Origin of the sequence: Vineibacter terrae, assembly GCF_008039615.1 — a bacterium.
Taxonomy (GTDB): Bacteria; Pseudomonadota; Alphaproteobacteria; order Reyranellales; family Reyranellaceae; genus Vineibacter; species Vineibacter terrae.
In genome coordinates, this window is sequence record NZ_VDUZ01000088.1 from 1 (window position 1) to 17038 (window position 17038).

At 65.9% G+C, this 17038-nt stretch carries 15 protein-coding genes; 2 read left to right on the forward strand and 13 right to left on the reverse strand.

Annotated elements, in window-relative coordinates:
• Positions 1–85: 85 nt before the first annotated feature.
• The 6 genes from FHP25_RS39550 to FHP25_RS39575 all read right to left on the reverse strand — a co-directional run bounded on the left by FHP25_RS39550 (position 86) and on the right by FHP25_RS39575 (position 5860).
• Positions 86–637 (reverse strand): protein kinase domain-containing protein, encoded by a 552-nt coding sequence (locus FHP25_RS39550; RefSeq protein WP_147852518.1) that lies wholly within the window; start codon positions 635–637, stop codon positions 86–88.
• A 99-nt stretch (positions 638–736) separates the two neighbouring features.
• On the reverse strand, positions 737–1432 hold the full coding sequence (locus tag FHP25_RS39555) for an ABC transporter ATP-binding protein (protein WP_147852519.1): 696 nt from the start codon (positions 1430–1432) through the stop codon (positions 737–739).
• Positions 1432–2184 carry an ABC transporter ATP-binding protein gene (locus FHP25_RS39560; RefSeq protein WP_147852520.1) on the reverse strand — a complete coding sequence of 251 codons (753 nt, stop codon included), beginning with the start codon at positions 2182–2184 and terminating at the stop codon, positions 1432–1434. The genes FHP25_RS39555 and FHP25_RS39560 overlap by 1 nt, the downstream gene beginning before the upstream one ends.
• Positions 2181–3521 (reverse strand): branched-chain amino acid ABC transporter permease, encoded by a 1341-nt coding sequence (locus FHP25_RS39565; protein ID WP_147852521.1) that lies wholly within the window; start codon positions 3519–3521, stop codon positions 2181–2183. Before FHP25_RS39565 ends, FHP25_RS39560 begins: the two co-directional genes overlap by 4 nt.
• Positions 3518–4465 (reverse strand): branched-chain amino acid ABC transporter permease, encoded by a 948-nt coding sequence (locus FHP25_RS39570; RefSeq protein ID WP_147852522.1) that lies wholly within the window; start codon positions 4463–4465, stop codon positions 3518–3520. The genes FHP25_RS39565 and FHP25_RS39570 overlap by 4 nt, the downstream gene beginning before the upstream one ends.
• 150 nt (positions 4466–4615) lie before the next feature.
• Positions 4616–5860, reverse strand: coding sequence for a branched-chain amino acid ABC transporter substrate-binding protein (locus FHP25_RS39575; RefSeq protein ID WP_147852523.1), 1245 nt, complete (start codon positions 5858–5860; stop codon positions 4616–4618).
• 242 nt (positions 5861–6102) lie between these two features.
• Here FHP25_RS39575 and FHP25_RS39580 point away from each other — a divergent pair, with 242 nt between their 5' ends.
• A complete protein-coding gene (locus FHP25_RS39580; protein WP_178134129.1) occupies positions 6103–8301 on the forward strand; it encodes a lytic transglycosylase domain-containing protein in 2199 nt (732 codons plus the stop codon).
• A 168-nt stretch (positions 8302–8469) separates the two neighbouring features.
• A complete protein-coding gene (locus FHP25_RS39585; RefSeq protein WP_147852525.1) occupies positions 8470–9153 on the forward strand; it encodes a haloacid dehalogenase type II in 684 nt (227 codons plus the stop codon).
• A 145-nt stretch (positions 9154–9298) separates the two neighbouring features.
• On the opposite strand, the gene FHP25_RS39590 is transcribed toward FHP25_RS39585, so the two are convergent.
• The 7 genes from FHP25_RS39590 to FHP25_RS39620 form a co-directional block, all read right to left on the reverse strand.
• A complete protein-coding gene (locus tag FHP25_RS39590; RefSeq protein ID WP_147852526.1) occupies positions 9299–10234 on the reverse strand; it encodes a LysR family transcriptional regulator in 936 nt (311 codons plus the stop codon).
• A gap of 37 nt (positions 10235–10271) precedes the next feature.
• Positions 10272–11267 (reverse strand): Bug family tripartite tricarboxylate transporter substrate binding protein, encoded by a 996-nt coding sequence (locus FHP25_RS39595; RefSeq protein ID WP_178134130.1) that lies wholly within the window; start codon positions 11265–11267, stop codon positions 10272–10274.
• A gap of 25 nt (positions 11268–11292) precedes the next feature.
• Complete coding sequence (locus tag FHP25_RS39600) at positions 11293–12549, reverse strand: CaiB/BaiF CoA transferase family protein (RefSeq protein ID WP_147852528.1); 1257 nt, start codon at positions 12547–12549, stop codon at positions 11293–11295.
• Positions 12550–12735: 186 nt separating this feature from the next.
• Positions 12736–13935: a CaiB/BaiF CoA transferase family protein gene (locus FHP25_RS39605; protein WP_147852529.1), complete on the reverse strand. Its 1200-nt coding sequence runs from the start codon at positions 13933–13935 to the stop codon at positions 12736–12738.
• Positions 13929–15164, reverse strand: coding sequence for an iron-containing alcohol dehydrogenase family protein (locus FHP25_RS39610; protein WP_178134131.1), 1236 nt, complete (start codon positions 15162–15164; stop codon positions 13929–13931). The genes FHP25_RS39605 and FHP25_RS39610 overlap by 7 nt, the downstream gene beginning before the upstream one ends.
• 129 nt (positions 15165–15293) lie before the next feature.
• Positions 15294–15920: a TIGR02466 family protein gene (locus tag FHP25_RS39615; protein ID WP_147852531.1), complete on the reverse strand. Its 627-nt coding sequence runs from the start codon at positions 15918–15920 to the stop codon at positions 15294–15296.
• 35 nt (positions 15921–15955) lie between these two features.
• Positions 15956–16741, reverse strand: coding sequence for a sulfite exporter TauE/SafE family protein (locus tag FHP25_RS39620; RefSeq protein WP_147852532.1), 786 nt, complete (start codon positions 16739–16741; stop codon positions 15956–15958).
• Positions 16742–17038 lie beyond the last annotated feature (297 nt).

Below are 17038 nucleotides of genomic sequence, written 5' to 3' on the forward strand. Positions count from 1 at the left end.
CATGTTCCAACTCGTCCGTGCCCGCGCCCGCGGCTATCGCAACGTCGATACCTTCATCGCCATGATCTATCTCGTTGGCGCTCCACTACCCAAACTCGTCAATTCCATTTGAAACGTCGAAGAGCCTGTTCTGCTCGTGCGCCGCCAGCAAGCCCTGCGCCAGGCGGTGGCGCAGGGCCCGCACCTGCGCCACCGTCAAGGGACGATCGGCGGTGCGCTTCGACAGCGACGGCCCCTCGATCAGATCCATCACCAGATAGACGCGGCCGCTGGCCTCGGAATGCACCCCTTCATAGGCGACGATGGCGGGATGGCGGATCTTGCGCAATGCTGCTGCCTCGCGCAGGAACAGCGCCCGCATCTGCGGTTCGTTGACCATCTCGGGCCGGATGACCTTCAGCGCCACGGCATCGCCGGTCAGCAGATTGGTGGCGCGGTAGACCTCGCCCATGCCGCCGCGTGCCAGCAACCGTTCAACCCGATGCGTGTTATTCAGCACCGAGCCCGGCGCCAGCGGCATGTACGGGTCTTCTTCCCGCGTCATCTCCGCATCAGGCGGCGCCCCGTCCACGACAAGCCGGGTCGGCACGCCGGACAGTTCGTCGCCTGGGCCACTTTTGCCACCGCCGATGCTCATGCATTCCCCCGGGCCAGGGAAGACACCAAGCGCGCGCGATCGTCAACGACCTTCTGATATTCCACCCTGCTTTTCCATCCATCGCGGACCGACCGCGGATCACACCTCCAGCCACTCCTTGCGCACGGCTGCATTGGCCGACAGCTCGGCCGGCGTGCCTTCGAAAACGATATGTCCGTGGCCCATGACATAGAGTCGCCGCGATATCTTGAGCGCGATGGTGAGCTTCTGCTCCACCAGCAGGATCGCAACCCCGCGATTGGCGATCTCGTCGAGCAGGCGGGCGACCTGCTCCACCAGCTTGGGCGCCAGCCCTTCCGTCGGCTCGTCGATGATGACGAGGTCGGGATCGCCCATCAGGGTGCGGCACATGGTCAGCATCTGCTGCTCGCCGCCCGACAGCACGCCCGCCGGGTTGTCGCGCCGCTCCCCCAGGTTGGGGAACAGCCTGAACATGTCGTCGAACGTCCAGCGCCCGAAAGTAGCCGAGCGCTTGAGGCCCAGCTCCAGGTTCTGCCGCACCGTGAGCGTCGGGAAGACCTGCCGGTCCTCCGGCACGTAGCCGATGCCGGCATGCGCGATCTGGTCCGCGCGCAGCCCGGAAATGGCGCGGCCCTTGAACGTGATCGAGCCCTGCGGCGGCACCAGGCCCATGATCGCCTTGCAGGTGGTCGAGCGCCCGACGCCGTTGCGGCCCAGCAGGCTCACGATCTCGCCCTCGCCGATGCGCAGGTCGACACCCTGCAGGATATGGCTCTTGCCGTAATAGGCATGCAGGTCGCGGACCTCGAGCATCACGCCGCCTCCGTGCCGAGATAGGCTTCCTGCACCGCCTTGTTGGCGCGGATCCTGGACGGCACGTCGCTGGCGATCACCTCGCCGTAGACCAGCACCGTGATGACGTCGGCCAGCCCGAAGATCACGCTCATGTCGTGCTCGACCATCAGCAGCGTCTTGCCTTCGGTGACGCTGCGGATCAGCGACACGGCATAGTCGGTCTCGCTGTGGCTCATGCCGGCGGTGGGCTCGTCGAGCAGCACCACGTCGGCACCGCCGGCGATGGTGATGCCGACTTCCAGCGCCCGCTGCTCGGCGTAGGACAGCAGCCCGGCCGGCAGGTTGCGCCGGGCGCCGAGGTTCAGCCGCTCCAGCAGCCGCTCGCTCTGCTCGTTCAGGCTCTTCTGCCGGCCGAGCAGGTGCCAGAACGAGTATCTGTAGCCGCGCGCCCACAGCAGGCCGCAACGGATGTTCTCGAACACCGTCATGCGCGGGAAGATCGAGGTGATCTGGAAGCTGCGCGACAACCCACGGCGGTTGATCTCGTGCGGCGCCAGCCCCGAGATCGGCGTGCCGTTGAGCGCGATGGTGCCCGACGTGACGGGAAAACGGCCGCTGATGAGGTTGAACAGCGTGGTCTTGCCGGCGCCGTTGGGGCCGATGATGGCGTGGCGCTGGCCCTTGGGGATGTCGAGGTCGACGCCGCGGATGATCTCCGTGGCGCCGAAGCTCTTGCGCACCGATTTGAGCGAGATCGCAACGTCGCTCATACCGCGGCTCCCTGCGCCTTGGCCTCGTCCATCAGCGCGTCCCAGCGGCGGCGGAAGGCAGCCGCCTCGCGCCGCAGCCAGAAGCCGCCCAGCAGCAGCGCCGCGGCCGCCACGATCCAGGGCAGCGCCGTGGCCGTGTCGACGGCCAGGCCACCGACGGCGAGCTTCTTGCCTTGCGAGGCGCCGATGGTGGTGAACGACGCCAGCTCGACCAGCGCCACGACGCCCAGCATGGTGAAGAGGCCGGGGATCAGCACGCGGATATAGGGCACCGCGAGCTCGCGCAGCCGGCCGATGCGGGCGATCGGCGCGTGCGCCCCGATCAGGCCGACGATGCCGCCGGGCGCGAACATCACCATGATGATGAACAGCACGCCGACATAGAGCAGCCAGGCGTTGCTCAGCAGGCTGACCCCGCTTTGCAGCAGCACCACCAGGATGGTGCCCAGGATCGGCCCGAAGAAGCCGCCGGCGCCGCCGATATAGGTCGCCAGCAGCGCCGTGGCCGATTTCGGCGCCGCCACCGTGTCGAAGGTGACGATCTCGTAGAGGATGGCATAGAGCCCGCCCGCGATGCCGGCGAAGAAGCCCGACAGCATGAACTGATAGAAGCGGACCATGCGCGGGTCGTAGCCCACGAACTGGGCGCGCTCGAAATTGTCGCGGCAGGCATTGGCCATGCGGCCCAGCGGCGTCATCGTCTGCAGCCGCATCAGCACAACGCAGATCACGACCCACACCACGATCAGGTAGTAGACCTGCCACGAGCTGCTGTAGCTGGCGCCCAGCAGGCTGACGCCGGTGACGCGGTTGGTGCTGACGCCGCCCTCGCCGCCGAAGAAGCCCATGAACATCAGGGCCGCGGCGGCCACCAGCTCACCCATGCCCATGGTGATCATGGCGAACGCCGTGGCACGCTGCTTGGTGGCGAGATAGCCGAACAGGATGCCGAAGAAGAGCCCGCCCACGCCGCCGACCAGCGGCACCAGCTCGGTCGGCAGCCATAGGCCGCCGTCCTTGATGGCATTGAGCGCGTGCGCGGTGCAGTAGCCACCCAGTCCGAACAGGATGGCATGGCCGAACGACAGCAGGCCGGTGTGGCCCATCTGCATGTTGAAGGACAGCGCGAAGATGGTCATCAGGCCGATCTCGCTCAGCATGGTGAGCACGAAGCCCGAGTGCCGGCCGGTCGACCAGTTGAAGAAGAACCATGGCATCACGACCGCGATGAGGATCGCGGCGAGCCATGGCCAGTGCTCGCGCAGGAATGGCCGCGGCGGCGTCACATCGGCGGTGGCCGCCGTCACGCGCGGCAGGGTGTCGGCGTCGGCGCTCATGTGTCGCGAGTCCCCATCAGGCCGCGGGGTTTGACCAGCAGGATCAGCACCAGCAGGATGTACGGCAGCAGGGCGCCGATACGCGGAAGGGGCACGCTCAGCACCTCGGCGAACGGCGTGCTGCTGGTGATGGTGATGCCGAGCTGCTTCAGCAGGTCGGCCAGCGAGTAGTCGAGCACGATGGCGAAGGTCTGGATCAGGCCCATCAGCAGCGAGGCGATGAAGCAGCCCGTCAGCGACCCCAGCCCGCCGAACACCACGACCACGAAGACGATCGGGCCCATGGCGAACGCCATCGAGGGCTCGGTGACCTGGTAGTTGCCGCCGATGACGCCGGCCAGGCCGGCCAGCGCCGTGCCGCCGGCGAACACCAGGGTGAAGACGCGCGGCACGTTGTGGCCCAGCGCCCCGACCATCTCGGGATGCGTGAGCGAGGCCTGGATGATGAGCCCGACGCGCGTGCGCGTCAGCGCCAGCCAGATCGAGACGAACATCAGCGCCGAGATCAGCAGCATGAACGCGCGGTAGGCGTGGAAGTTGGTGCCGTAGACGCTGAACAGCGGGAAATCGAGCCCCGCCGGCACGCGGTACGGCACCGCCACCAGGCCCCACGTCATCTGCACGCATTTCTCGATGATCAGCGCCAGCCCGAAGGTGAACAGCAGCTCGGCGATATGGCCGTTCTTGTGCACGCGCCGCAGCCCGTACATCTCGATCGCCGCGCCGATCAGGCCGCACAGCAGCGGCGCCAGGATCAGCGCCGGCCAGAAGCCGACATAGAGGCTGATGGTGAAGGCGAAATAGGCGCCCAGCATGTAGGCGCTGGCATGCGCGAAGTTCAGCACGCCCATCATGCTGAAGATCAGCGTGAGCCCGCTGGACAGCATGAACAGCAGCATGCCGTAGACCAGCCCGTTCAGCAGCGAGACGAGGAAGACTTCCATGGGGTGGGGTCCGATCTCTTTCCTTCCCCACATAGTGGGGAAGGTGGCCGAAGGCCGGATGGGGAGCCGACGTGGTCTTTGTTATCAAGACCACGAGAGGTCCCCTCCGCCCCTTCGGGGCACCTCCCCACTGCGTGGGGAGGAGTCAAACTACTTCGGCCGCTTCATCTTGCAGGTGCTGGGCTGGTCGAGGTCCTTGGCCGTCACGGTGGCCTCGGTCGCCCAGCCCAGCCCGGTCTTCTCGGAGTCGTATTTCACGCCCTTCTTGAAGACGCCGACATAGTAGTTGGACAGGATCTGGTGATCGCCCTTGCGTATGATCGCGGGATGCCCGAGGAAGTCCTTCATCTCCAGGCCTTCCAGGGCGTAGGCGATCTTGGTCGCATCGACGGCGCCCGCCTTGGTGACGCCGGCCTGCAGGAACTCGAAGATGGTGCGGAAGCCGGCGGCGTAGAAATCGAAGCTGTGCTTGTCGCGGAACGCCTTGGTCCAGGCCTCGACCTCGGCGTTCTTCTCCTCGACCGCGATGTTCTCGCTGAACGGCATGATGGCGCGCACCTTGCCGTCGCCGCCCGGACCGATGGCGGTGGGACCGCCGGTCAGGTGCGCATACATCGTGTAGTAGCGGATATCGAGACCCGCATCCATGCCGGCCTTGATCAGCAGCGACATGTCGGGCCCCCAGTTGCCGGTGATCAGCGCCTGGGCACCGGCCGCCTTGATCTTGGTGACGTAGGGCGAGAAATCCTTGACCTTGCCCAGCGGGATCAGCTCGTCGCCGACCACCTGCACGTCGGGCCGCAGCTTCTTCAGGAACTCCTTGACGTCGCGCTGCACGGACTGGCCAAACAGGTAGTCCTGGTTCAGCAGGTAGATCTTCGTGACGTCCTTGGGCAGCGCCCGCACCATGGTCTCGGCCTTCATGGCCGCATGGATGTCGAAGCGGAAGTGCCAGAAGCTGCACTTTTCGTTGGTCAGCTCGGTCGCAACCGCGCCGCAATTGACGTAGATGATGCGGTTGTCCGGGTTGCGCTCGTTGTGCTTGTCGACAGCTTCAATCAGCGCCGCCGCAATATTGGAGCCGCTGCATTGCATGATGAACGGCATGTTCTGGTCGGTGGCGCTCTTGAGCGCCAGCAAGGCGTCGGACGGCTGCGACTTGTTGTCGAACGGCACGATCTCGAACTTCTTGCCCAGCGCTCCGCCCTTGGAATTGATGTAGTCGAGGATGTATTGAAACTGCTTGAGGTTGGAGTCGCCTACTTGTGCGAACGGACCCGACAGCGGGTCCGTATAGGCGATCTTGATCGTGCCCTGGGCCAGCGCGGCCGCGCCGAAGCCCAGGGAACCGGCAGCAGCCATGGCGGCCGGAATCAATCCCAGCTTGCGTCTCATGTGTTTCCTCCGATCGGCCGTTTGATTTGGTACGCTGATGTCGGACCCCGCCGCCGGGTATCCGATGCCGATTTGCCGACCAGCTTACCAAGGTCGCGGCAAACCGCCATCGCGATCGTACGCGGCAGAGGTATGATTCTTGCGCCCAGCGGAACCGGTCGGCGGCGCTCCCCGCCGCCGGCGCACATGGACACGACCGGCGCATGCCGATACCTTGTCGCACCGTGAAGAAGCAGCACCCCTTGCCTCATCTTCGCACAGGGCGCGGGCGCTCTCTGCCCGTCGCGGCGACGCTGCTGGCGATGCTGGCCGCGGCATCGGCGCAGGCCCCTGCGGCCTGGGCCCAGGTGACCATCCTCAAGGGCGCCGGCGACGGCCCGCCGGCGCCCGGATCGGGCGGCCCTGCCGTGCGGACGCCGGGCGGCACCTCGGCGCAGGCCCCGACATCGGGCCGCGCCCCCTCGTCCGCACGCCCGCCGACCGGCGGCTATGTGCCGCCGGCCGATGGCGGCTCCACGCTCGCACCCAGGCAGGCCGATGCCGTGGCCGGCGCGCTGGCCGAGGTCACGCCCCTGCCGGCCGACATCGCCCAGGCCCTGACCGAGGCGAACAAGGCTGTGGATGAAAAACGCTGGGACGATGCGCGCCGCGCCATCGCGCCGACGCGCAACGGCAGCCTGATGAAGTACGTCGAATGGGCGATTGCGCGGCAACCCAATAGCGACACCACCTTCGCCGCCCTGGTCGCCTTCCTGCGCTCCAATCCCGACTGGCCCGACGAACTGGTGCTGCGCCGCCAGGCCGAGGACAAGATCGGCCCGGAGACTCCGGTCGCCGAGCAGATGGCGTTCTTCAAGGAGTTCCCGCCGCTCACCAGCGCCGGCCTGATGCGCCGGCTGGAGGCGGCGGAGCAGGTCGCGCCGGACCAGCTTCCCGCCCTGGCGCGCGAGAGCTGGCGCAACGGCACGTTCCGCAACAGCGACGAGATCACCTTCCTCACGACGTATGGACAACATCTGCAGCCGTCGGACCATGTCGAGCGCTTCGACCGGCTGATGCGCGAAGGCCGCGACAAGGTCGCGCGCGACCTGGTGCCCAAGCTGCCCGACGACTACCGGCCGATCGCCGAGGCGCGCCTGGCGATGATTGTCAAGGCGCCGGAGGTGGTCGCCGTGCTGCGCGCCGTGCCCGCCGCGCAGCAGCAGGACGGCCGCCTGCTCCTGGACCGCATCCGCTACCTGCGGCGCACGGGCGACAATGCCGGCGCGCTCAGCCTGATGCAGCACCTGCCGGCGACGCTGCAGCAGGACGACAGCTGGTGGGCCGAGCGCCAGATCATGGCGCGCGATGCGCTGCAGGCCAAGCGCGCCGACCTCGCCTACCGGCTGGTGGCGGCGCATGGGCTGAAGCGCGGCGTCGCCTTCGCCGAGGCCGAGTTCCTGGCCGGCTGGATCGCCCTGCGCTGGCTGAAGAAGCCGGACATGGCGCTGCGTCATTTCCAGGCGCTCGAGGACAACGTCTCGATGCCCGTGTCCAAGAGCCGCGCCGCCTATTGGCTGGGCCGCACCCATGAGGCGGCGCGGCGCTCGCGCGACGCCACGCTGTGGTACGACCGCGGTGCGCAATACGGCCAGACCTTCTACGGCCAGCTCGCAGCCAAGAAGCTGCCCAACGGCGCCGCGCAGATGCCCGTCGATCCGATGGTCACCGACCGCGAGCGCCAGGCCGTCGAGCAGCGCGAGATCGTGTCGGTGGCGCGCTGGCTGAAGCAGATCGGCGATGACGATCGCGCGCGGCTGTTCCTGCTGCGGCTGGGCCGCATCGCCGGCAGCGCCGGCGAGCTGGGTCTGAGCGCGGCGGTGGCGCTCGACCTCGGCCGGCCCGATGTCGCCGTCGCACTGGCGCGCCGCGGCGTCGAGACCGGCGTCGTTCTCTTCGATGCCGCCTACCCCGTGGTCGATCTCGGGGCGACAGGTGCGATCGAGCGTGCGCTGGCGCTGGCGCTGACCCGCCAGGAGAGCAGCTTCAACACGTCGGCCGTCTCGTCGTCCGGCGCGTTGGGCCTCATGCAGCTGATGCCCGACACGGCGCGCGACGTCGCGACACGGCTGGGGCAGCCCTATGACTCCGCCCGCCTGACGCGCGATCCCGCCTACAACGTGGCGCTGGGCTCGCAGTATCTCAGCGAGATGCTGAAGCGGTTCGGCGGCTCCTACGAGCTGGCGCTGGCGGCCTACAATGCCGGTCCCAACCGGGTCAGCCGCTGGCTGGACAGCATCGGCGATCCGCGCAGCGGCGCCATCGACATGGTCGACTGGATCGAGCTGATCCCGTTCCGAGAGACGCGCAACTACGTGCAGCGCGTCATGGAAGGCGTCGCAGTCTACCGCGACCGCCTCAACGGCCAGTTCCGCTCCGTGCCAGCACCGCAGCAGCGGTGAGGTGTGGCTCTTACCTTCCCCCGCTTGCGGGGGAAGGTGCCCCGAAGGGGCGGATGGGGGATGCTTGAACTGACGCCGGGTCGCCGTCCAGTATCCCTCCTGTTGCAACATTCCCCATCCGGCGCTTCGCGCCACCTGCCCCGCAAGCGGGAAGGTAGGGAGGCAGCCATGACCGAACGCCTGACCGGCATCAAAGCTTGCGTCTTCGACGCCTACGGCACGCTGTTCGACTTCAACTCGGCCGTCGCTCGGCACCGCGAGGCGATCGGGCCACAGGCCGAGCGGCTGTCGGAGATGTGGCGCGGCAAGCAGATCAGCTACACGTGGCTGCGCAGCCTTGCGGGCACCTACGCGCCCTTCTGGCAGGTCACTGGCGAGGCGCTCGACCATTGCCTGGAGGCCTGTGGCGTGACGGCGGCAGGCATCCGGGACCGGCTGATGGAGGCCTATCTCCATCTCGACCCGTTTCCCGAGGTGCCGGCGATGCTGGCAGCGCTACGAGCCGGCGGCATGCGGACGGCGATCCTGTCCAACGGCGATCCCCAGATGCTGGGCGCCGTCGTGCGCAACACGGGGCTGGCGCCGCTGTTCGACGCGCTCTATAGCGCCGATGCCGTCAAGGTGTTCAAGACCGATCATCGGGTCTACCGCCTCGCTACCGATGGCCTGGGGCTGGCGCCGCACGAGATCTGCTTCCTGTCATCCAACGGCTGGGATGCGCATGGGGCGGCACATTTCGGTTTCCAGGTGTGCTGGATCAACCGGACCGGCCAGGCGCGCGAGCGACTTCCCGGCCGGCTCACCCGCGAGCTCACATCACTGCAGGCGCTGCCGTCACTGGTGCTGCCGTGAGGCTCCCGGGCATCGCTTGCGCATCCGGTTCACCGGCCGGTCAGCAGCAGCTATGGAGGTCCAGCCGCAAGGGATCTTTCCGCACGACGCACCGTGCACCTTCCCAAAATGATCCCTCGTTGCGATTTGGTATGATTGTCGTGCCTCACCTCTCATCGATAGCCGGAACAAACGTACCCTTCCTGCCGCGGACCGCCTCTTGTGCCATTTGGCGAAAATTTACGACTACGGGAATCCGTTCGATACTCGAAGCTGCCATCGCTATCCCGATCCGCATCGTGTCCCTGAATCCCGCGACTTCCAGAAATCGCACATTGTGGGCGGTGTATTTGCTCGCCATGGAGGGAACCAGTGCGACGCCAAGTCCGCTTTCGACCAGGCTGACGAGGGTGTGAACCTGGATGGCTTCCTGCTCGACCCGCGGTTGGAACCCAGCAGCATCGAAAGCTCGCATGCTGAGTCCGCGCATGAGAGGACCGGCACTGCGGGCATAGGCGATGAATGGCTCGTCGCGGAGATCCTCGACCCTGATGCTGGATCTTGCCGCCAGCCGGCTTTTGACCGGAACCGCCAGCACAAAGTGGTCCACGTCGAGCAGACACACGTCCACATCGGGTACGTCCACGGCCGGGATGGGCACGCGAATCAACGCGGCATCCAGGTCACCACTGCGCAGGTCAGCCAGAAGGTTGGCCGTGACGGATTCACGCAACTGCAGCTGCACACGGGGGTAGAGCTGCCTGAACCGTGGAATCAGCCTGGGGAGCAGGACATAGGTGGCCGAGCCAATGAAGCCGAGCCGTAGCATGCCCTCCTCGCCGGCTGCTCCGGAGAGCGCGGCCAACCGTGTTTCGTTCGCGACGCGCAATGCCCGACGCGCGCTGGCCAGCGCACTGCGTCCGGCCGCCGTCAATTTCACACCGCGTGCGGTGCGCGTGAACAACGGAACACCGAACTCCTCTTCAAGCTTGCGGATGGAGGTGGTGAGGGGCGGCTGGGTTATGTGAAGTCTCTCAGCCGCACGGTGAAAATTGAGCGTCTCCGCCAGGGTGACAAAGTTCCTCAGCTGACGCAGTTCCAAGCGATGTCCCTCCCCTCCGGGCAGCGAGCCCCCGCGGCTAGTCGTCCAGCTTCGCACCCGAATGCTGGATGATATCGCCCCACTTCGGGATCTCGGATTTGATGTAGGCCGAGAGCGCTTCCGGAGAGCTTGATACAGCTTCCGCTCCAAGCTTGGAGATGTAGTCGCGCATCTCAGGACTCGACAGCACCTCGACGAAAGCCCGGTTCAGCTTCATCACGACAGCCTTGGGCGTGCCAGCAGGTACCAGTACGGCGCCCCAGGCCGACGAATAGAACCCCGGATAAGTCTCAGAAATCAACGGCAATTCTGGCATGATCGGCGAACGCTTGTTGCCGCTGAAGCCAAGTCCCTTCAGGCGGCCCTCCCTGACGTGCTGACCGGCCGATGCGATCGGCTCCATCATGGCCTGGACGTGGCCGCTGAGCAGATCCGTCATGGCCTGGGAGGCCCCGCGATAGGGCACGTGCGATATCTCGATACCGGCCGTCTTCTTCAGCAACTCCATGGTCAGATGACTCGTGCTGCCATTGCCGATGGATGCATAGTTCAACTGTCCCGGCTTCTGCTTCACGAGAGCAACGAACTCCTGCAAGGTCTTCGCCGGCAGTGATGGGTGAACGACCAGCATGAGCGACACGTCGAACATGCGGGATATGGGCTCGAAGTCCTTCACGGGATCATACGGCAGATCCGGGATCAGCGTGACGTTGGAGGCGAGGTTGAACGAGCCACCGAACAGGAGGGTATAGCCATCCGGGGCGGCCTGCTTCGCCACCATCGTGCCGCGGATGCTGCCGCCACCGGGCTGATTGTCGACGATAATCTTCTGACCCAGCGCCACGCTCACCTTTTCCGCCACGGCTCGGGCGATCGTGTCTGAAGTGCCACCGACACCCAGAGGCACGATCATACGCAGCGGCCTGGCCGGGTACTCGTTTGCGGACGCGGGCCCGCTGCCGATCGAGGCGGCAGACAAGAGGGCGGACCCTGCGAGAATGGACAACGAGGCGCGACGAGTTACTTGACGCATGGTCCGGATCTCCTGCAATTCCAGTTCACTTGCGCCCGTCAGGCAGGCGACCTTCCGTGACTGTCTTGGCCATGGCCTGATGTTCAGGTTCTTGGTGATAAGCGGCTGAACCGAGCCTGCATTCAACCTCATGGCGGCAGCTCTGCTCGAACCCGGCCGATATATATTCGGGATTGTGTTGTCCGAGCCGAGGCGCGGGGCTCAGCTGTGCCCTCTGGCCGTCGAACAGCACCGGGGAGGTCATCATGCGCAGACGCCCTTCGCTCGGATGGTCCATCTCTCGAAAGAAGCCGACCGCGTTCAGGTGTTCGTCGTCAACGATGTCGACCACATCGAAGACCTTGCAGGCCGGGATCTCGAAACGCGAGCACAAGGTAAGCCACTCCTCGGTGGTGCCCTGCGCCAGCGTCGCCTCGAGGAGCCCGTACAGTTCCGAGATGTTGGACGTCCGTCCAGAAATGGTCTGGAAACGAGGGTCATCCGCGAGGTCCGTGCGACCTGCCGATGTCCAGAACTCCTTCCAATGACGATCGTTGTACGGCATCACGCAAACATAGCCGTCGCGTGTCGCGTAGGGTCGCCGACTTGGATCGAGGGCACGCGGGTAGCCGCTCTGAGCAGCGTGTTCCTCGAAGAAGCGGCCATACCAATGTTCCAGAAGGGTGAAGGCCACCATCGTCTCGTACATAGGCACCTCGACATGAACACCACGCCCGTGCCGGGAGCGAGCCAGGAGCGCCGCAGTGATGGCCTGCGCGGCCACGACCCCACTCGTCTTGTCGGCCAGAATGGTGGGCAGATAGCGGGGTTCCCCGCTTTGCCGCTGCATCAGCGATACGCCACCACTCATTGCCTGGATGATGTCGTCGTATGCCGGCCTGCCGGCATACGGCCCGGTCTCGCCGAAGCCGCTCAGGTGGGCATAGACAATGCGAGGGTTTCTGGCCCTTATGGCCTCGTGGTCGATGCCGATCCGCTTGGCCTTCTGAAGCCGCACGTTGTGCATGACCACGTCGGCCTCGGTAGCCAGGCCCCACAATCTTTCGCGATCGGTGGCAAGCTTCAGATCCAGAACGACGCTTTTCTTGTTCCGATTGAGCGCCAGGAACATCGCGGACATGCCGGGATGGCGTGAGGGGCCTGTGTACCGCGTCGAGTCGCCCTGGGGCGGCTCGATCTTGATCACCTCTGCCCCTTGGTCACCAAGGATCTGCGAGGCGTAGGGACCGAACGCGACCGTGGTCAGGTCGAGGATACGGATACCGTCAAGTGGACCGGTCATCGCTTCGTCTCGCTTCGATGGAAGCGCGCGTATCAGCCATCACTCGACTTACCCAATCCTGGTGTCCAATCCGGCGATGAACAGACCTGATGATCGCGCAGCAGAAGAAGTGGTGTGGACGCTGCTCCGAGGGAACGTCCGGGCTACCGGCGCCTGCTATGGAGCCGATCATCGCGCTCGCGTTCGTCACCTTGCTGGCTCCTCTTGTCCCACGCTGCCAGCCCCCGGCTTTCGCACGACCCCTCTCGTCATGAGATCGGCGATTTTGTTGGGCGGGAAGCCAATATTGCCCAGGATTTCGGCCGTGTGTTGACCGGGTGAAGGTGGATCAAGCCTCACATCGAACGCGGCATCGGTCATCCTGATCGGGAACCCGAAAGCCGCCGGCGCCGCGGTATCCGGGCAGGCAACAAGGTCGCGCTCCACGAAATGCTCATGGCGCACCGCCTCCCTTGGGAACAGAACCGGCGTCACGCATGCGTCGCGGCCTCTGAACCTATTGATCCATTCGGCTTGGGTGCGGCTTCGGAACGTCGCTTCGATGTCTCGGGTAACCGGACATTCCGCAGAGGATGGCGCGAGGTGGTGTGGCTTGAAATCGGGTCGGCCCAGGGCATCGCAGGCCTCGTCCCAGAACTGCTTCTCTTGAGCGCCTATCGCCATGTGGCGACCGTCGGCGGTTTCATAAAGTCGATAGCGAAGATTTGCACCCGAGTGGATCGATGGCTGCAGCGGCCGCGCCTCGGTCGCGTCAGCTCCCAGCGCAAGGATGTTGTGCGCCAGCATGCAGTCCGTGATCGACACGTCGACGTGGCGGCCTGGCCCGCCCCGCTGAACATCAACCAGAGCCGCGAGCAAACCCATCGCGGCCGACAGCGTGCCGCCCATGATGTCCGCCATCAAGGCATGCGGCAATGCGGGAGGTGATGATGTGTTGGCCACCAGATCCAGGAACCCGGAGAGCGCGCAATAGTTGATGTCATGTCCGCCCATGTCACGAAGCGAGCCGTCCTGACCGAAGCCGGTGATCGAGCAATAGACGATCTTCGGATTGACTGCCCTGGCCGCTTCGAATCCTACCCCGAGCCGGTCAACTACGCCCGGACGAAAGCCTTCAACGACTGCGTCTGCAGTGCGCACAAGCTTCAGGAAGATCTCCACACCTTCCTGATCCTTGAGATCGAGCAGCAAGCCGCGCTTGTTGCGGTTCACCGCGCGTCGCACGAAGGCAGGAGCATAGTCGCCCCGTCGAAGATCCTCGATCTTGATAACATCGGCGCCGAGATCGGCCATGTGCTGGGTGCACAAGGGGCCAGGCAGGAGCCGCGTGAGATCAAGGATACGCAGCCCGTGCAGCGGGCGGCCGCCGGAGTTCGAATTCACCATGCCGCTCCCAGCGTCTCATCCAGCCGTGCGACCTCGCCGCGAAGCTGCCGGCCTCGGTCAGCGTTGTAGTTCCTGAGCGCAAAATCCCGAATCGCCGGCAGGGCCTCTCTCGCCACGCCGAGATCACGCAGGCGTCGCGTTTCTCCTACGCCAGCAAAGAACTCCCGGACGGAACGGGCAATCCGCTCCGGGGTGGCGGCAGAAGCCTCGAGGGGTGTGACGTTGCCAAGCGCAAGGCACATCGAGCGAAGCTGCGCCAGATTGCGTTCTGCGAAATGCTCGATGGCAGGTGCTGTGAGCGCCACATACACGGGACCGGGGTCGATGCCCTCGTCCTTGGTAAAGATGCCCGAGGCCAGCGCATAGCAGACCTTGAACACCCAATGCACTTCGAATGGTTGGCCGCCGTCGTCCTCGTCGCGGTTCTGGAGGAAGGCGGCTGCGCACATCGCAATGCGCGCCTCGTCATCGTGCTCATCGGTGAGGCGAGGGAGAGCTTGCAAAGCAAGATCGAAGGACTGCCTCCGATCAGCGCAGGACAAGGGATTGGCGCTCGCGACCCCGCCGAGCGTCATCAAGCTCCACCAGAACACTGTCAGCCCGGCGGCTTTCATGAGCCTCGGCGGCGCCGTGCGCAGCGCCTGCGGGTCCCAGAAGATTGCAGCGGGCCGCGTCTTCGGATCGAACATCTCCAGGCGGCGCTCGCCATCGGGGTCCCGCATCGCCGAGCCGCCCCGGTTCTGCGCGTTCGTTGGTGCGGTCAGCACATTGAAGATCGGCAGCTTGGGCGCATCGAGCCGAGGACTCACCGCAGGTCCGTCCTCTCGGTAGGTCGTCACCAGCGTGTGCAGCGGCGCACGCTCGGCCAAGAGGATGGCCGCGAGCCGCGCACTCATCATGACGCTGCCGGCGCCGACCGCGATCAGTCCGTCGCCGTCGACATCACGAACCAGGGCTGCCGCCGCCTGCACGCTTTCGAGGGTTGCATGCCGCCCAGCCTGGTCAAAGACGCCGGCACACGATTCCCCGAGCAGATCGCGAAGCGCTGAAATCAGCCCGGTCCGCTTGGCGACCGAGTTCCCGCACAGGATCGCTGCCCTTCGGATCCCCGATCGGGTTAGCTCCGCGGGAAGCGAGGCCAGCGCGTTGTCGCCGCTGTAGATGCGGCAGCGGTGTGAGTTGGCCCTGAAGTTAAGCTGCATTTCCACGCCATTGGTCGTCGCGCGCACGCTAGTGACCACCAAGCGGTGGGTCCAATATCGTTGATGGCTCGGCCGATCCACAGATCGTATCGATCGCCTTGCCATCTACCGGGCACCGGATTGCGCTTGCGCGGCCTGCGCCCGTGACGGACCTGCCTAGCCCTTCTGCGACCAGGCGTAGTTGAAGCTGATCGACACGCGCTCGCCGGCGGCGCGGGTGGCCGGCACCTCGTGGCGCAGCCAGCTCTCGAACAGCGTCAGCATGCCGGCGCGCGCCGGCACGGTGACGAACGAGCGCAACGACACGGGCGCATCGGTGCGCCGTGGCGGCGCCGCCATCAGCCTGGACAGCCGCGGGTCCTCGAACTTCAGGCCCGCCGAGCCGCGCGGCGTGCGCACATAGTAGGCGCCGCTGAGGAACGACATCGGGTGCAGGTGCAGGCCATGCGCCACCTGCGCCGGCATGAAGTTCACCCAGCAATCAGTCATGTCGACGGACCGGCCGCGCAGGTCGTAGCGCAGCCGCGCTGCGAAGGCCCGCGCATGCGGCGCCAGGCGCCGCTCGAGCTCGCCGAAGGTCGACGAGGTGCGGTGCAGCTTGGCGTGGGTCGCATATGACGTGTAGCCGCCGACATAATGCGTATCGGACCAGTCCCGGCCGGCCACGTCATGCAGCCGCAGCGCCTCGGCCTCGTCGAGCAGGCGCTGGGTGAAGCGGCCCGAGTCGCGGCCACCCAGCGATGCGCGATAGATCAGGGTCGGAAACAGGGAACGGATGGACATTGCCACCGTACAATTCTTCGTCGCACCGGGCGCTGTCAATGCGCCGAAATCAGCGACGCGACCGCGGCCACCAGGGTCGAGACCGCGACGGCCGCCACCAGCGTGAAGGCGATGCGCCGGAAGGTCGTCTCCGAGACCATGCTGAAGGCACGGGCGCCGGTATAGAGCCCGGCGCCATAGACCGGGACCAGCAGCGCCGCCATGACGAAGACGGTCGGCGTCAGCAGGCCGTTGAGCCAGTACATCGACTGCGTGCCGATCGAGGTGACGCCGAAGAATGCAATGGTGTTGGCGCGGGCCAGCGCCGCGTTGGCCTGTCCGGCGAGCCAGAACACCACGACCGGGGGGCCGCCGATGCCGACCGCGCCGGCCATCACCCCCGACGCGCCGCCCGCCAGCAGCGTTGCCGGCAGGCCGGGCTGACCGGCATAACGCCAGCCCGTGGCCAGCACGCCGACTGCCAGCAGCACGCACAGCGACATCGCAATGCGCAGGATCACGGGCGACGCGGTGGCCAGCACCCAGGTGCCCAGCGGCAGCATGACGACCGCGGCCGCGGCCAGCGGCAGCACCTCGCGCCACCGGCAACGCTGCCAGGCCCGTATCGTCATCGGCAGGCCGATCAGCAAATCGGCCACGCCCAGCGTGGGCACCGCCAGCGCCGGACTGTAGAAAGCTGAAAATACCGGCGTCAGGATCAGCGCCGCGCCGAAGCCGGCCATGCCGCGCACGAAGCCCGCGGCCAGCGCCGTCAGTCCGACAATCGCAAGCTCAGGCCGCCAGACCTCGTTGAACGCCGCTTCCCACATCGGCCCAGACATAGCCGACGATTGCCGGCGGCAGAAGCCGGATCGCGCTTCGGCACACGCGCCTCAACGCCCGCCCTCAAACGACAATACCCGTCCGGCGTACCCGGACGGGCATCTATCATCTCGCTGCTCGGGGTCGATCTGCCGCCTGCACCGGGCGGACCGCAGACCGAACGCGAAGTCTAGCAGCCTGTCGGACTGAGGTTATTGGGTAGTTGATTGAGTGATTTTGAAAGCACCGAGGTCATGGGTCGCGATTTTTGGTGGTACTTTCCCCGTCAGGCGTGTGCGAGGGTGAACATCCGCTTG

Bases quoted from the DNA above. Each gene is read 5' to 3' on its own strand.
- FHP25_RS39550 (WP_147852518.1), bottom strand. From the start codon at position 637: ATGAGCATCGGCGGTGGCAAAAGTGGCCCAGGCGACGAACTGTCCGGC.
- FHP25_RS39555 (WP_147852519.1), bottom strand. From the start codon at position 1,432: ATGCTCGAGGTCCGCGACCTGCATGCCTATTACGGCAAGAGCCATATC.
- FHP25_RS39560 (WP_147852520.1), bottom strand. From the start codon at position 2,184: ATGAGCGACGTTGCGATCTCGCTCAAATCGGTGCGCAAGAGCTTCGGC.
- FHP25_RS39565 (WP_147852521.1), bottom strand. From the start codon at position 3,521: ATGAGCGCCGACGCCGACACCCTGCCGCGCGTGACGGCGGCCACCGCC.
- FHP25_RS39570 (WP_147852522.1), bottom strand. From the start codon at position 4,465: ATGGAAGTCTTCCTCGTCTCGCTGCTGAACGGGCTGGTCTACGGCATG.
- FHP25_RS39575 (WP_147852523.1), bottom strand. From the start codon at position 5,860: ATGAGACGCAAGCTGGGATTGATTCCGGCCGCCATGGCTGCTGCCGGT.
- FHP25_RS39585 (WP_147852525.1), top strand. From the start codon at position 8,470: ATGACCGAACGCCTGACCGGCATCAAAGCTTGCGTCTTCGACGCCTAC.
- FHP25_RS39595 (WP_178134130.1), bottom strand. From the start codon at position 11,267: ATGCGTCAAGTAACTCGTCGCGCCTCGTTGTCCATTCTCGCAGGGTCC.
- FHP25_RS39600 (WP_147852528.1), bottom strand. From the start codon at position 12,549: ATGACCGGTCCACTTGACGGTATCCGTATCCTCGACCTGACCACGGTC.
- FHP25_RS39605 (WP_147852529.1), bottom strand. From the start codon at position 13,935: ATGGTGAATTCGAACTCCGGCGGCCGCCCGCTGCACGGGCTGCGTATC.
- FHP25_RS39615 (WP_147852531.1), bottom strand. From the start codon at position 15,920: ATGTCCATCCGTTCCCTGTTTCCGACCCTGATCTATCGCGCATCGCTG.
- FHP25_RS39620 (WP_147852532.1), bottom strand. From the start codon at position 16,741: ATGTCTGGGCCGATGTGGGAAGCGGCGTTCAACGAGGTCTGGCGGCCT.